The 15,633-nt window shown below is 33.2% G+C and carries 15 protein-coding genes and 1 riboswitch; all 15 genes read left to right on the top strand.

What is annotated here, in order from left to right:
* Positions 1-21: 21 nt before the first annotated feature.
* A riboswitch (SAM riboswitch) is annotated at positions 22-136 on the bottom strand.
* A 207-nt stretch (positions 137-343) separates the two neighbouring features.
* On the top strand, positions 344-682 hold the full coding sequence (locus tag J7E63_RS18725) for a helix-turn-helix domain-containing protein (protein WP_215015084.1): 339 nt from the start codon (positions 344-346) through the stop codon (positions 680-682).
* A gap of 36 nt (positions 683-718) precedes the next feature.
* On the top strand, positions 719-1,702 hold the full coding sequence (locus tag J7E63_RS18720; protein ID WP_215015082.1) for an NAD-dependent epimerase/dehydratase family protein: 984 nt from the start codon (positions 719-721) through the stop codon (positions 1,700-1,702).
* A gap of 96 nt (positions 1,703-1,798) precedes the next feature.
* On the top strand, positions 1,799-2,794 hold the full coding sequence (locus tag J7E63_RS18715; RefSeq protein WP_215015080.1) for a glycoside hydrolase family 55 protein: 996 nt from the start codon (positions 1,799-1,801) through the stop codon (positions 2,792-2,794).
* A gap of 162 nt (positions 2,795-2,956) precedes the next feature.
* Entirely contained in the window at positions 2,957-3,700 is a 744-nt protein-coding gene (locus J7E63_RS18710; RefSeq protein WP_215015078.1) for a YveK family protein, read from the top strand.
* Positions 3,693-4,337 carry a CpsD/CapB family tyrosine-protein kinase gene (locus J7E63_RS18705; RefSeq protein ID WP_215015076.1) on the top strand — a complete coding sequence of 215 codons (645 nt, stop codon included), beginning with the start codon at positions 3,693-3,695 and terminating at the stop codon, positions 4,335-4,337. Before J7E63_RS18710 ends, J7E63_RS18705 begins: the two co-directional genes overlap by 8 nt.
* A gap of 57 nt (positions 4,338-4,394) precedes the next feature.
* Complete coding sequence (locus J7E63_RS18700) at positions 4,395-5,852, top strand: oligosaccharide flippase family protein (protein WP_215015074.1); 1,458 nt, start codon at positions 4,395-4,397, stop codon at positions 5,850-5,852.
* 1 nt (position 5,853) lies between these two features.
* On the top strand, positions 5,854-7,119 hold the full coding sequence (locus tag J7E63_RS30360; RefSeq protein ID WP_215015064.1) for an O-antigen ligase family protein: 1,266 nt from the start codon (positions 5,854-5,856) through the stop codon (positions 7,117-7,119).
* 25 nt (positions 7,120-7,144) lie between these two features.
* Positions 7,145-8,197 carry a glycosyltransferase gene (locus J7E63_RS18690; protein ID WP_215015062.1) on the top strand — a complete coding sequence of 351 codons (1,053 nt, stop codon included), beginning with the start codon at positions 7,145-7,147 and terminating at the stop codon, positions 8,195-8,197.
* Between the two features lie 117 nt (positions 8,198-8,314).
* Entirely contained in the window at positions 8,315-9,709 is a 1,395-nt protein-coding gene (locus J7E63_RS18685; RefSeq protein ID WP_215015060.1) for a sugar transferase, read from the top strand.
* Positions 9,710-9,779: 70 nt separating this feature from the next.
* On the top strand, positions 9,780-10,553 hold the full coding sequence (locus J7E63_RS18680; protein ID WP_215015058.1) for a glycosyltransferase family 2 protein: 774 nt from the start codon (positions 9,780-9,782) through the stop codon (positions 10,551-10,553).
* Positions 10,554-10,604: 51 nt separating this feature from the next.
* Positions 10,605-11,660: an acyltransferase family protein gene (locus tag J7E63_RS18675; RefSeq protein ID WP_215015056.1), complete on the top strand. Its 1,056-nt coding sequence runs from the start codon at positions 10,605-10,607 to the stop codon at positions 11,658-11,660.
* 111 nt (positions 11,661-11,771) lie between these two features.
* A complete protein-coding gene (locus tag J7E63_RS18670; RefSeq protein ID WP_215015054.1) occupies positions 11,772-12,374 on the top strand; it encodes a sugar transferase in 603 nt (200 codons plus the stop codon).
* 24 nt (positions 12,375-12,398) lie between these two features.
* Positions 12,399-13,166 carry a GNAT family N-acetyltransferase gene (locus tag J7E63_RS18665; RefSeq protein WP_215015052.1) on the top strand — a complete coding sequence of 256 codons (768 nt, stop codon included), beginning with the start codon at positions 12,399-12,401 and terminating at the stop codon, positions 13,164-13,166.
* A gap of 95 nt (positions 13,167-13,261) precedes the next feature.
* Positions 13,262-14,353 (top strand): GNAT family N-acetyltransferase, encoded by a 1,092-nt coding sequence (locus J7E63_RS30210; protein WP_215015050.1) that lies wholly within the window; start codon positions 13,262-13,264, stop codon positions 14,351-14,353.
* A gap of 57 nt (positions 14,354-14,410) precedes the next feature.
* Positions 14,411-15,601, top strand: coding sequence for an aminotransferase class I/II-fold pyridoxal phosphate-dependent enzyme (locus J7E63_RS18655; protein WP_215015048.1), 1,191 nt, complete (start codon positions 14,411-14,413; stop codon positions 15,599-15,601).
* The last annotated feature ends 32 nt before the right edge of the window (positions 15,602-15,633 follow it).

Genomic DNA, 15,633 nt, shown 5'->3' with positions numbered 1-15,633 from the left:
AGTACGACCAAAAAGTCATTCTTCTTATCTTGCAAATTAACGACTAATTTGCAGGACTTAGCACCTTTTCAATGGCGATCCATTGATGGTTGCTGAGGTGTCGCAGGGCCATTCCCTCAACCTCTCTTGATAAGAAAGTAATATTTAGATTATTTATAAAATTTACTACAACTTAGCGGTGGTGTCAATTTATTTTATTAAAAATGAGTTAATGGTTAAGTGTTGTTCGTAATAAAGCACTTACCAAAAGTATTAGGTGATTATCTTCGTTCTTTACAAAGAACGAAATGTTTACTATAATGATATTTAAGAGAGGAGTGAAATTTATTTTAGGAGGCCTATTATGTTAGGAGAAAAAATTCAAAAATTAAGGAAAGAGAAAAACCTTACCTTATCTCAATTAGCTGAGAAAACATCTATCTCAAAATCTTACTTAAGTCAAATCGAAAGAAATATCCAGAGTAACCCTTCAATTGAAATTTTGGGAAAAATAGCCAAAATACTAGATGTAGACATACAAACACTTTTAAGCCAAGATACCGCAAAATCTGATACACATGATAATGGTAAGGGAAATGTTAAAAATTGGAATATTTTCATAAATATTGCACTAGAATCTGGATTGATAAATGAGAAAGACTTAATTGAGTTAAGAAACGCCCTACAAAAAGTCAAAAAATAGTTATAACAATTAGACAAAATATATAGAGGTGAAAATATGAAGGTCCTTGTAACTGGTGGTTATGGCTTTATAGGTTCCTTTGTTTCTGAAAGATTTTTTAAGGAAGGTGATGAAGTCTACATTATTGATAACCTTTCTACAGGAAATAAGGATAATGTGAAGTTCAAACATAAATTTTATCAATTAAACGTAGAAGACCAAACGTGTGAGGGTGTATTCCAATCTAATAGATTTGATGTAGTTATTCATCTGGCAGCACAAGTAAATGTCGGAACATCAATGGTGAACCCATACCTAGATTCTCAATCAAACATCCTAGGATTGACAAATATACTTCAATTATCAACCAAATATGGAGTGGAAAAGGTAGTATTTGCTTCTTCAGCAGCCGTTTATGGTCTTAATGATAATATTCCATTGAAAGAAGATGCTTTATGTGATCCTCTATCATTATACGGAATCAATAAATGGGTAGGGGAACTATACTGTAAAAAGTGGACTGAAATGTTTGGGGTTGAAACACTTTGTTACCGTTTTTCGAATGTTTTTGGTCCTAAACAAGGAACGGTCGGTGAAGGTGGAGTCATTTCCATTTTTCTTAACAATGTTTTAGAGCAAGAGCCCCTGCAGGTCTTTGGTGACGGAGAGCAAACTAGGGACTTTATATATGTAGAAGATGTTGCCTATGCCATTTATCGCGGCGTCGAATATGATCTCAAAGGGGTTTATAATTTATCAACTAATACAGAGACAAGTGTGAACGATTTTATTTATACTCTCGGAAATTTGGAAGATATAAAAGAAGTAATCTATAAAGAGCCAAAGCAAGGTGATATCAAATTTTCTAGGTTGGAAAATACAAAGATTAAACAGGACCTGGAGTGGGAACCACTTCATAATTTTCAGGCTGGTTTAGAGAAAACTTATGACTGGTTTAAAAATAATCGGAGTAAAAAAAGGACAACAGCAGTCGGTCAAAATCAAAATGGATTACGAAAATCAGAACATTCCCGAGCGTAATTACCTATTTATGGGATAATATTGTTGATTTGTTCATTATAATGAACTATAATTAATTATATAAAGAATCAATTAAGGGATTGTAAGGAGAGAATTATGAGTAGAAGGAGTACAACTATATATATTTCAGCCATTATTTTTATTGTTGGCCTTCTTTTTTTATTTAAAAATGAGCATCAAGTCGCTACAAGGACTGGCACTGGCCAAAACGAATATGTGAATGTGGATGAATTTGGAGCTAACGGTGATGATTTGAAAGACGATTCACGATCCATTCAAGAAGCAATAAATTACAGTCAGGAAACAAAAATTGGAAAAGTAAAGTTACTTGGAAATAAGAGTTATATTCTAAAGAAAGGATTAGTTTTAAAAGAGGGTGTTGAATTGGAATTTGGTCAAAATACTAGGTTAATAATAGAAGGGAACTTTCAGGTAATTGATGTGAAAAAAAATGCATCAATTTCAAATGGAATTTTTGAAATAATAGATGATCACTTTGATTCAGATGTTATTTACTTAGACGGTAATCAAAAATTTTGGTCATGGGATAGAACAGAAATCAAAAATGTTACAATCGTAAACACTAGCGGTTCACATAAGGGTACTGGTCTTAATCTTTATGCTGGTGGCCCAGGTCAATTCATTTGTTTTGTTAATTTTACTGATATTAGAATTGCAGGATTTCATACCGGTGTTAAATTGGAAGCTGAAAAACCAAAGGATAGTAATAAATATAGCTTTATTAACGGCAATCGATTTATTAATCTAACCTTGGATGACTGTATAAGCTGTATTGACATTAATAGCTCGATGAGTGTTCCAAATGAAAGTTCTGGTAATGATTTTAATGGACTTCAAATTCAAGTCTCTAAATATACTAAAAAAGTAATAACAGTAAGTGGCTCTGATAATAAATTTGAAGGTTTAATATGGGACGCACATATAGTAAAGGGCAATAATCCAATAATAGAATTTTCAAAAGAGTCTATGAGAAATAGTTTATATTCGAATATAGGATCAAACTATATTAAGGATAAAGGAGTACATAATTATTATTCTACTCCAGAAGAAGACGCGATGAATTCAAAGTAGAATCCAACACTTTTTTGTTAATTTGCACCTTTGTGTTCGTTATAAAGAGTAATTAGAGGGATAAATGTATTGCTAACGATGGAGCGGGATGTTTCAGTTCTCTCATGACTGATTAAAATGGTAAAAACTGAGTAATAAATATATTAGTTTTTGGAGGTCACAATGGACGAAAGAATAGATCTAAAAAAGTTCCTTCGAATTATTAGAAAGAGAATAGTAACCATCATTCTTACAGTAATATGTGTATCTCTTTTGACTGTTGGTTTATCCCTATTTTTATTAAAGCCAACCTATGAAGCTACTGAAAATATCCTAATTGGCAAACTTACAAAGGAAGAGGGTAATTATAGTGATACACAAGAACTTAGTATGCTGCTTGCTTCAACAATTGATTTCATAAAGAGTCCAATCGTGCTAAATTCTGTTAAAAAAGAGCTTAGTATAAATGATGACGAATTAGAGAAAAAGATAGTTGTACAAAATAATAGAAATTCACAAATTATCAATGTAGTAGTAAGGGATCATGATTTGGAAAGTACTAAGAAGCTTGCACATACCATAGCTAAAACATCGGTCAATAAAATGTATGAGCTGTTTAATGTTAAGGATATAAAGCTATTAAGTGATACAGATGGAGATCCTTCGATTAAGATCGTTGGGAGTTTGTCTTTAAACGTCGCAATTGGTTCAGTGATTGGAATTTTCCTTGGAGTTGGCCTTGCAATGTTTAGAGAGTATTGGGACGATTCGATTAAAGATGTAAAAGAGATTGAAGGTATTGTAGGTTTACCAGTATTAGGACAAATAAATTTAAAAAATAGCAAAAGAAAATTTATGAATAAAAACAAAAGGAAGCAACAGTCAGCCGTCTTAAATGATAATAAGAGGGGGCAAATCAGTGTATAAGAAAAGGGATGAAACAAAAAAAATAATGCAAAGGCTTCAGCTTAATGAAGATTCAATCAGTACAGAACAAATCCGAATGATTCGTACGAATATAGATCAAGTATCTATTAGTGATTCGGTATTATTAATGGTAACATCGCCACGTAATGAGGAACAAAAATCTATTATCTCTTCTAAATTAGCAATTGCTTTTGTTGAGCAAGGAAAAAAGGTACTACTTGTTGATGCCAATTTACGGAAACCTTCATTAAACAGTTTGTTTCAGATAAAAAATGAGAGTGGATTAACAAATGTGATTTTGGATGAAGAAAACATCCAACTTTATATTAAAGAAACGTTTGTCCCAGGACTATTCGTTTTACCAACTGGTCCTATTCCTTTAAATCCTTCAGAAATATGGATAGCAAGTAAAGTAAAGGAATTTGTTAGTAACTGTGTGTCGGAGTTTGATGTGGTAATCATTGATGCCCCACCTTTTTTAATAGCATCAGATTCTCATATTCTAGCAAATCAATGTGATGGTGTTATTTTAGTGCTAAAAGAAAATAAAACGAAGAAAGAAGATGTACTTCTAACAAAAGATTACTTGGATAGAAAAAACAATAGAATTGTAGGAGTTATTTATCAAACAGGATAATTACTAGGGGGAAGACTTCTTTAATCAGGTGTTTGTTAATATAAGGTGGCTATTTTTATGGAGAAATTAAAGAAAAATTCTATTGCAAAAAATATTACTCATCTGTTTTATAGTACAGCACTATCTAGTGTATTAAATGCTACGGCACTAATCGTTTTAGCCAATTATTTAAAGTCGTATGATTATGGGATGTTTAGTGTTGTGTTAGCATTTGCAATGATTATGGGATATTTTACAGATGCTGGACTAAGTACCATTGTCTTAAGAGAAGGATCTAAAAAGGATATGGATCTATCCATCCTAATCTCTTCATATGTGAAAATGAGAATGGTTTTACTTGTAGCAACATTTATCTGTGGATTTGTCGTAATTCATATTTCAAACTCAGGGAATAAAGAGTTAATACAAACAGCGTATTATTTAATTATTCCGATGGTTTTAGGAATTGCCCTACAAAGTATCGGTACAACGTTTTTTCAAATGATTGAGAAAATGCAGTATAACGGGATGATACGAATTATTTCTTCTGTTTGTTTAGTTCTCACCCTAACAGTAGGGATTCACTTTAGCCTTAAGCCATTGATTATTACCACTTTATATGGTCTGTCTTATTTTGCCGGGGGTGTGGTTGGGGTCTATCTAGTAAGTCGAAATGTTAACATTCGATTGAAAGGTAAATTCCATAAAGGACTTTTACAAAATCTAGGGTCATTTACTTTAGGTGGATTGCTTTTTGTAATGCTTCCGCATTTAGGACCCCTAGTGCTGGAAAAGACCATAACTCTAGAAGAAGTTGCATTATTTGCAGTAGCTTATCGAATCCCCCAGGCATTACAGCAAATTCCATTTATTATTGCTGGAGCTTATTACCCTGTACTATTCAGAGCCTTTAATAATAATCTATTAGACGATCATTTAAGATACAACATAACGCTTATCAAGATCATGACATTAGTAGGAATGGCGATGACAATTCCTTTTTACTATATGTCAAATGTTGTAATAGATTTACTGTTTGGTGATAAGTGGATTCATGCATCATTTCCACTGAAAATTTTATCCTTAATGCTTACCTTACAGGCAATTAATATTGCATTAGCAGATGGTTTAACGACAAAGGGATTACAGTCTCTTCGTACCATTGTTCAATCGATTGCAGTAATTTCAGGAGTCTTTCTTTATTTGTTTTTAAGCAGGTTATTTGGTGTAACTGGAGCAGCATTCGCAGGTGTTATGATTGAAGGAATTGCCCTATTAGGATTTTGGATTTACAATCCAAATCGTTGGATTATTGCCAAAAAGGCAATATATCCATACTTATCATTTTTTATCATATGTTTAGGTGGTATTGAATTTTTTCTAGATTCCCATCCATTTTTAGCAGTTGTATTTAACTTCCTTCTATTAACCTTAGTACTTTTTATAGATAAAGAATTTAAGAACATAATTTATGAGTATATTAAAGTAAGTGGAACAAGATATAAATGGAGGACCAAGAAATCCCAGGGGGTGTAAGATGGACGATAATATATCTCCAAGTTCTCAAAAATACAGCTTCACAATCTTCTTTCTCTTTTTACTGGTAACTCTTGCAAATTACTATATTTATGTGGGGTTTGCCATAAAACCGTATTTGGTCTTTTCTATTATATATTTATTCATCCATATCGGCTCATTTTACTTCTATAGGCTTCACTTGTTTGAAGTAGCGATGTTGTTATTTTATTTGATGTATAGCTTTACTGGAGCATTTTCATTATATCCAGCCTCCAGTATTAGAATTTTCATAGGGATAGTTCTATATATTTCTTGTTATTTTATTATTAAATCCATTATTGCAAGGTCAAATAATTTGGTGATTGAAAGGGCGATTTCAGATGTAGGACTTTTTTTTAATATAGCTAGCCTAGTCCTCTATTTTATCGGATTAAAAAGTGTGGGCTTTATTTTCGAGGGCGACAGAATATATGAATTCGGAGTGATGTTAGATCGGGATTACCCCCGATTAATCGGGTTGGTACAGGATCCTAACTTTTTTGTTCTGTATAATACTCTATTTTTTTGTTATTACTTATGCAATTCTAATTCTTTAAAAAACAAAATTGGTTTAACCCTTTGTATCATTACGAATTTATTGACTTTTTCAAGAGGCGGGCTTTTAATAATGGCTTTTATCTTCTTTATTTATATTTTGAATGATAATCCATTAAAACGGTTAAAATTGCTAGTTGGTATCGTAGCTGCTTTATCGGTTAGTTTGTATATTGCAATCGTTCATTTGAAATTCGATATATATGGGATTTTAGAATCGAGAATTGAAGACATGTCCTCGGATGGTGGAAGCGGGAGGTTAGAATTGTGGGAAAGGGCCTGGGATTTTTTTGCTTCACACAAATATGTTGGAATTGGAGCATTTAACTTTCCTGCTTACAATTCATTTCAATTTGGAGATACACTTCAAGTTCATAATACATTTTTAGAGATATTATCAGAATCCGGTTTATTAGGAATTTCCTGCTTTTGTTTATTTATCATTTTAGTGTTTGTTCAATTAATACAAAGTAGGACACATAAAAATAAACCCTATCTATTCTTTACCTTTATCGGGTTTATACTTCAAATGGGTTTCCTTTCGGTGATTATTAACGATATATTTTTTTTGTATTTAGCGATATTATCTACTTATTTGCATAATGAGAAGCAGGTATTACGAACTGAAGCGAAGAAGACAGATCCTCTCCCTGTCTTAACTTCCCATAAACAAAGAATAAAGTTGAATTAAAGTTTTAAAGGAGGTGATGCAAAGCATGAACATTTTAGTCATTACGGATAAGCTGATTTTCGGCGGAGCAGAAATGTATTTTTGTAAATTGGAGAATCAATTACAGGACCCTAACATAAATTTTCACTTTGCTGCCGGTTCAGGAGAGCTGTACGAGAAAATCAAACATAAAAATAACTTTAGTGAAATAAGTAGAACTAAGCATTTGCTTAACATAAAAAAGCTGAAAGAGATATTGATTGATAAACAAATAGATCTAATTCACGCGAATAGTTTAAGGATGGTTCTGTATTGTATCTTTATTAAAAAGTTGACTAAAAAAAACTTCAAGATTGTTTATACCAAGCATAATGTAACTGTTCTTGAGGAGAAAAGTCGATTTTTGTTCTCATATTTATTAAATAAATATGTAGAAAGAATCATCACAGTAAGTGACTTTGAAAAATTTAACCTTGTGAAGGCCGGAATAAAGCCTAACAAAATTACAACAGTTTACAATGGAGTTGATTTAAAACAGTTTGTTTTCCATGGAAAAGAAAAAGGGGAATTTTTCAATGTTGGTATATTAGCAAGATTATCAGAAGAAAAAAATCATGAGCTATTTATTAATATTGCCAATCAGCTTCGGGACATTCCGAATCTCATGTTTTTTATTGCAGGAGATGGTCCAGAATACCAAAAACTAAACAACCTAATACGCTCACAAAATCTTTCTCATAAGGTAAAGATGGTGGGTATCGTTCATAATCCTGAGGAATTTATAAAAAGTATGAATCTCTTACTTTTAACGTCCTATAGAGAAGTATTTCCAATGGTTATTTTAGAAGCTATGGCAGTTGGTACCCCTATCATATCTATTAATCGAGGTGGAATTAAGGAAGCTATTATTGAAAATAAAACTGGTTTTCTCATAAATAATCATTCAGTAGATGACTTCTGTAAGAAAATTATATATATAGAATCTGAAGAACAAGTTCTGAATCAATGTATTGTAAATGCCCGTAGGAAAGTAGAAGAGGATTTTTCACTAGATCAAATGGTTAGTAATACTTTACAGGAGTACTGGAAATGTAACTAATCTTCTTACATTACAACTTGTATTAGTCATTATCCAATTAGAAAAAGGTTTTGTTGGCTTTGTTCACCCTTAAATATCGATTTCTTAAAGTAAATATAAATAAAAAGGAGAAATGAAATGAATGAAGACTATAGAGGGACTTATGTAAAAATTCTGGCTTTCGTTGATATCACGTTAGTATCTGTAGGATTTTTCATGACGAATTGGTTCTCATATTTATTTTCAATCCCTAGTAAGGGGGTGAACATCGATTACTTTTGGTTAATTGTACTTTCGGTTTCCTCACTTTTTGTTTTTTATCTTTATGGACTATATGCAGATTGGCGCAGAAAAAGTATTCAGCATTTAGTCTATTCAATTATATTATCGATGGTTGTCTTCTCAGGTTTCATCTCAATGGTTTCACTATGGACACCTTATCTATCCTTTCAGCAAAGCTTTATTTTTGAAGCATTTCTTATTCAAACGATTCTATTAATCTGTACGCGTGTATGTATTTGGTATTTAAACAAAAAAATATTTGGTAAGAAGAAAGTCTATATTATCGGTGAAGATTCAAAAACAGGACTGTATTTAGCTGACAAATTCTTAAATCATAACAAAGGGTGGTTCGAAATATCGGGATTTATTCCCCTAGCTAAAAAAAGTTTTATCCATGACTACGTAAAAAAGGGAGATCTTTTCCTTCTTAGCCCCACTATTAGCAGAGAGGATAAAGAGGAAATTGCGGGCTTATGTATCAATTACGGGAAAGAAATATTGGTGGTACCACAATTATTTGAATTGTCGATTCTGGGTGCTGGCACACAGCAAATAGATGATATGCTCGTCATTTCGATAAAACCTCCAATCTTAAGCGTAAGTCAAAAAATTTATAAACGGATGTTTGATGTGATTGTATCGTCAATTGTTATTGTAATCGCTAGTCCTTTTTTATTAATTTTATTTTTATTAATCCCACTCACCTCTAAAGGACCTGCTCTTTATAAACAAGAACGTATAGGACTAAATGGAAATCCATATTGGATTTATAAGTTTAGAAGTATGATTCAAGATGCAGAAAAGAGTACAGGACCAGTATTAGCCACAGATAGAGATCCCAGAATTACTTTAATTGGAAGGTTCATAAGGGCGGTTCGTTTGGATGAGCTTCCACAATTATTAAATGTACTAAAGGGGGAAATGAGCTTAGTAGGACCAAGACCAGAACGAGAATATTTCATTAATCAATTTAAACAAAAACTCCCTGAATATACTTATCGATTAACCGTGAAGCCAGGAATAACAGGTTTAGCACAGGTGTTAGGAAACTATACCACTCCTGTAGATGATAAATTACGTTTTGACTTACTATATGTTCGCAATTATTCGTTTTGGCTGGATTTGAAAATCCTATTGCAAACGATCAGAGTTGTTCTTCAACGTGAGCAAGCTCAAGGGGTAAAAGAAGATAATATTCTCAACCAGAAATTACTAAAAAATCTTGAACAAAACAAGGTAATTAATCATTAGAAAGTCTTACTTTTTGAGGTCTGAAGAGTCGTTTCAAAGTATACAAAGTGGAGAGAGTGGGGTAAAAAAAATGGAATACTCAACAGAAGCGGCTGTTTCAATTATCACTCCAACTTATAACGCTTCAAAATTTATTACTGAAACCATTCATTCAGTTAAAGAGCAAACCTTTACAAACTGGGAAATGATTATTGTAGATGATTGCTCGTTAGATAACACGGTTGATATTGTAAAGCAAGAAATGGTTCATGATTCTAGAATCAAGTTATTTGAACTTAAAGAAAATAGCGGACCTGCCAATGCACGAAATAGAGCAATTGCTGCTGCAAAGGGAAACTATCTTGCCTTTCTAGATAGTGATGACCTTTGGCTACCTCAAAAATTAGAGCGGCAGGTAGTGTTTATGGAAAAAAATGATCTTGCTTTTTCTTATACTGATTACAGGATTATGAATGAAAACGGTGATAAAACTGATGTCGTATTTCGGGCCCCTCCTAAGCTAGAATATAAAAGTCTATTGAAAAATACAATGATTGGGACTTTAACCGTCTTGTTGGATAAAAGAAAAGTAGGGGCAGTACAAATGCCGTTGCAAAAAGATTGTTCTGAAGATTATGGGCTTTGGCTTTCCATTCTCTCAAAAGGTATCCACGCATATGGATTGAATGAGGAGTTGGCTATTTATAGAAAATGCGTACATTCACTCTCAAGTAACAAACTAAAATCCGCTCAGAAAACATGGAATACGTATAGGAAGGTACAGAAAATCAATATCGCTGCCGCTTTATGGTATTTTGCTAATTATTCATTACACGCTTTTAAGAAACATTCAAAAACATATTAGTATTAGAATAACTGCACCGCATTGATTTTCAATAAACAGGGAGGAGTGTAATTGGCTAATGAACGAAGGAAGCTTTCGTATGTACAAATTTCAAGGGCAGTAGCAATTTTATTTGTGCTCTTAGGTCATGTAAATATTTTGTTTTATACCGATTTTAAGTACGACTGGTTTCACATGGGAGAATGGGAAAGAACTGGCGGTGTTGACTTCTTTTTTATCGTAACTGGGTTTATGATTTATTACCTTTACCATAAGAAAGCTGGTGTTCCAGGAAAGACAACTGAATTTCTCTTGAAGCGCGTAATTAGAATTTACCCGTTATATTGGATGTTTACCTTATTAGCGATTGCTGGTTCATTTATTTCCCCTTCAATGGATGGGGCATATTCTTGGGAGATTATTATTAAGTCAATGCTCATCCTACCAACAAATCCTATTCTTGCTTCAACATGGTCACTTAGTCATGTGATGTTTTTTTATATCTTATTCACGGCTTATATTTTCAAACCAGTAATCTTTAAACCAGTCATTTTATGTTGGATCGTGGCTACGATATTAATAGAGCTACATATAATTCCTTATCCAGATAATTCATTTTTTATCAGCTTTAGCAGTTTAGAAATCATATTTGGATGTCTTGTAGCACATCTGACTCTCAACTATACATTTAAATATTCATCCTTGTTGATATTGATAGGTATGTTGGGATATTTAGGTGTTTGGATCAATAATATATACAGTTTAATTGAGATGCAGGCCCCTATATTCTTTTGTCTATTTTCCATGATTATGATGCTTGGTATTTCTGAAAAAGACAAGAGAAATCGAAAAGTCCCAAAAGTGCTTTCTTTCCTAGGAGACGCTTCATATTCAATCTACATTGCCCATGGACCTTTTCTGCAATTGTATATCTTAATTTTGATGAAGTTAAATTTAATCGACTCACTAGGCTACTTTTTTTCAATGATAATCGTGATCCTATTAACAGTTATTTCATCCTCGTTGGTCTATTTAGTTATCGAAAAGCCTATGGCTAAATTTTTAAGAAAAGCGGTATTTAGGAAAAAAAGTCGTTCTATAGAAATACCTATTGTAATTGCAAAATAAAGGTATTTATCATTGTATTGTTTTAACCCTTGAAAAAGCAGTTCTTTTCCCTGATTGTTCTTTTTTAAGAACTAAATAACAATATATATTGAATGGGACTAGGGGGTAATAATGAAAAGATTGTTTGATATTTTTGCGGGTTTACTCCTATTGTGTCTCTTCAGCCCAATCATGCTTGGTGTTGCAATTGTCGTCAGAGTGAAATTAGGTTCCCCGATTCTTTTTAAACAAAAACGAGTGGGATATCATGAGCAGATTTTTACTTTATTTAAGTTTAGAACAATGACAAATGAAAAGGATGAAACTGGAAATGACTTACCGGATTCTATTCGATTAACAAAAGTTGGGCTTATGATAAGACGCTTAAGTCTGGATGAGTTACCACAATTACTAAATGTGGTGAAAGGTGACATGAGCTTGGTTGGGCCTCGTCCACTTTTAGTTCGATACTTGCCTTACTATTCTCTAGAAGAAAGAAAACGTCATTCTGTAAGGCCGGGAATTACAGGGTATGCACAAGTGGAGGGCAGGAACCAGTTAGATTGGAACAGCAGATTGGGATTAGATGTTAAATACGTAGAAAACCTGTCTTTCGGCTTGGACTTGAGGATTATTTTCAAGACAATCAGTAAAACTTTAAAACGTGACGGGATTGCTAATGTACCTGATCAACAAATGTTAGATTTTGATGTGGAACGACAGATGAAAGCTTAGTCTTCAAGAGGTGGAATAAAACTAATGAATATAAAGATTGAACCTTTACAAATTAAAGATGCTTATCTTATTCCCAAGCTGATTAAGTCCGGAATGAACAAAGACATTTTTCCACTCACTATTTTTAGTTCAGAAGGTTATGTGGCATATATAAAAAACTTGCTTGCGGTTCCCGAGAAAAATCGACGTGTGAAACTTTTTGGGGCATTTGTTGATGACCGTTTAGCCGGCTATACAGAATGGCGTATTTTTGAAGAGGATATTTTTTTAAATAATATTTATGTTTTCCCTGAATATCAAAGATTTGGCATTGGAAAATCGCTTTTAGTAAAACACGGATACCATCTATTGGATGAATATGGGAAATATAAGATGTCCTTAGATGTTTTTAATCATAACGAGGAAGCTATCAGTTGGTATGAAAAAATCGGCTTTGTTAGAAATGATTCTACATACTGGTATGTTGGGGGACAGCTTGCTTCAGCACGTTCTCACTCCACTTACGAATGTTATATAGAGAATTATCCTAATGCTGAAGCCCAGCATGATGCATATGATTTTTCTATGTTTACATGTTCAACTAGAGAGGGAGTTTATCATATTGGTAAAATTAAAAATCAATTCTATCGATTAACGGATTCTAATGCCTTGAATGATCATGATCTACTAAGCTGCCTCTTACAGCTTGACTCAAAACGGAAAATACTTTTATTGACCGGTGAAGTATTCTACAACCACTCCGAGTTCACATTGGCGTGTAAAAGCAACAGGATGAATATAGAGATTAGCTAAGTAAATATGATAAAAACGACATCTATTTTCGATTGGTTATCGTGAAAATGGGTCGAATGGAACTCTTTTAAAAGGAATTAATGGGGGTACTTAAGGTGGTTTATAAAACATTTGATTTAAGTGAAAAAGAGTTTTGGCACAAATTTTTAGAAAAGACAGAAAGTAAAGATGTATATTTTACACCGGAATATCTAGAAATTTATGAGAGAAATGGGGAGGGGAAAGCGCATCTCTTTATATATGAAAATGGAGAGAATTTTGTCTATTACCCGTTTTTATTAAGAGGGCTTAATGACTTATCCTATTCAGATGACGTCAGAAAAAAATATGGGGATTTGTATGATATAACAACTCCATACGGTTATGGAGGCCCAATTACTAATACGAAGGACGAGTCCATTAAAAAACAATTATACAGACAATTTGAGGATTCATTTAGTTCCTTTTGTTTTCAAAAAAATATTATTTCCGAGTTTGTTAGATTTCATCCATTAATTCGGAATGACTTGGATTATAAGGATATTGAGGCTACATTAAACCGTCATACCATTTACGTTGATTTATCTTTGGAGTTAGAAGAAATATGGGCTAATTTTGATAAGAAAAACAGAAATAGACTACGGAAGGCGAAAGCCAATGAATATTTCACGATGGTCCATCGCTCTCTAAGCGAATTAGAAAACTTTTTGGATCTATATTATAAAACAATGGATAAGAAAAACGCATATGATTATTACTATTTTCAGAGAGATTTTTTTGAAAATAATGTGGAACTTTTGCGGGATCATTTGGAACTAATCGAAGTCATGATGGAAGATAAAGTCGTAATGTCTTGCTTTTTTATGCACTATGGTGATTTCATCCATTATCATTTATTAGGTTCGGATGAAGAATACCTAAAGTACTCACCTAATAATTCTTTAATTCATTATGTTGTTGAATGGGCAAAGTTTAAAGGAAAGAAAGTATTACATTTAGGTGGAGGATATGCTGGAGATAACGATACATTATATCGTTTTAAAAAGCGTTTTAATAAATATGGGGATTTGCCTTTTTACATTGGAAAAAGAATCCGTAATGAGGAAATTTATCAAGAACTAGTTAATAGCCTGCCTGTTACTGAAAGTTATTTTCCTTTGTACAGACATCCGGATTTGGCTATACAAAATCTTCTTAGTAAACAATAACCTTAGCCTTTATATAGTCTAATAGAAATTACTTCATTTAGGAGTGGATGTGAGTTTATGGGGAGTAATAACAAGAGGATCTATCTTTCGTCACCACATATGACCGGCAATGAGCAGAAATACATCGATTTTTCCTTTAAAACAAATTGGATTGCTCCTTTAGGTCCTAATGTAGACAGGTTTGAACAGGATATATCCCAATATGTTGGAGCCAAAGGTGCTCTAGCGGTAAGTTCGGGTACGGCAGCCATCCATCTGGCATTAAGATTACTTGATGTGAAAACTGGTGATAAAGTTTTTTGTTCCACACTTACCTTCGTGGCGAGTGCAAATCCAATTCTTTATCAACAAGCTGAACCTGTATTTATTGATTCAGAATTTGATACATGGAATATGTCGCCTAAAGCTTTGAAAAAAGCATTCTTGGATGCGGAAGAAGAAGGAAGCCTACCCAAAGCAGTAATAGTCGTCCATCTCTATGGGCAGAATGCGAAAATGGATGAAATAGTAGAAATTTGTAATTTTTATCAGGTTCCTATTATTGAAGATGCTGCCGAATCACTTGGTGCTATCTACAAAGGGAGAAAAAGTGGAACGGTTGGGAAATTTGGTGTGTATTCCTTCAACGGAAACAAAATTATTACTACCTCGGGTGGGGGAATGTTGGTTTCAAATGACCAGGAGGCACTTGTAAAAGGGAAGTTTCTCTCTACGCAAGCAAGAGACAACAGACCATATTATCAGCACAGTGAGTTGGGCTACAATTATCGGATGAGTAATATCTTGGCGGGAATCGGAATTGCTCAACTAGCGGCTATTGAGGAAAGAGTGGAACAAAAACAAGCTATTTTTCACAGATACGTTCGCGAATTAAGTCATTTTAAGGAGTTTGTTTTTATGCCGGAATATCAAGGGACACGTCATAATCGCTGGCTAACCACTCTATTTATAGATTCAGAACAACCATTGTTTTCTCCACTTGAGTTAATTCAGGCGCTAGAAAAAGAAAATATTGAAGCAAGACCAATTTGGAAACCAATGCATTTACAACCATTATTAAATCAATTTAAATACTATCCTCATTCCAACTACTTGAGCGTCTCTGACTGTTTATTTGAAAGAGGAATTTGTTTACCTTCAGGGACAAACATGACGGAAGAAGAGCAAACAAGGGTTATTCAAACAATTGAATCATTTATCACTCATCATAGGAGAAAAAATTATATTTCCATCCAGCTCCCGAGTTAGTAGGAAAAAATCCCTTTGAAATAAGGTTTTTT

Source organism: Bacillus sp. ISL-75 (assembly GCF_018613095.1).
Note: the sequence above shows the minus strand (reverse complement) of the source record. Positions and strands in the feature narration are given on the sequence as shown.